The organism is Desulfoferrobacter suflitae, assembly GCF_022603395.1.
Taxonomy (GTDB): Bacteria; Desulfobacterota; Syntrophobacteria; order Syntrophobacterales; family Syntrophobacteraceae; genus Desulfoferrobacter; species Desulfoferrobacter suflitae.
The window spans coordinates 1-625 of the sequence record NZ_JAIBKA010000050.1; the positions used below are offsets into that span (position 1 = coordinate 1).

General features: G+C 51.4%; 1 protein-coding gene. It reads left to right on the top strand.

The features are described from left to right. Positions 1-193: 193 nt before the first annotated feature. On the top strand, positions 194-625 hold a 432-nt coding region (locus tag K1V27_RS22570; protein WP_258932538.1), incomplete at its 3' end, for a hypothetical protein.

Below are 625 nucleotides of genomic sequence, written 5' to 3' on the forward strand. Positions count from 1 at the left end.
TGTAGACTCGCACAATCTATTGACTCAATGAGCAGTGTTTTTTTCACAATGACTTGACACAAGTGGGCAGATTATCGAATTATTCTGCTCACAGGAAAAGGCGGGGTTGTTTTGGACAATGAAGTTGGATGAAGGGTGGGACAAGCACCCCTCATCCGTTGAAAAGTGAGTTAAACTCACAAAAGGCCCTTTATTGATATTGTTTTTTGACGTATGCGTCAAGACCCTCTTTGAGTTGGGCCGCAACTACCCCTGGCCAAGGCCCGAAAGATGCTCGTGCTGTAAAGGGCGCATCTGGGCTCATGGCTTTGACACCGCCTATTTTGATGACTTCCCGGAACCCTTGTGGATTCGAAAATATCGATGTGTAGATTGCCGAACCGTTTTCAGAACTCGCCCCAGCGGCTACTGGAGCAGATTCCAGGCCGCCATTGCCACCATCCGTGAACATATTGCGCACCGCTTAACCGAGCGCAGGTGGAAGCCGGACCTGCCTAGATCCAGGCAGCGTCATTGGCTCAATGGGCTCAGGAAACAGATCCTCACCCATTTTGGCACAGGCGCTTCCGATGACCCGTTGCAGGCTTTTGATTCCTTGATCGCCCGGGGAGTCTGTGCCGCCTCA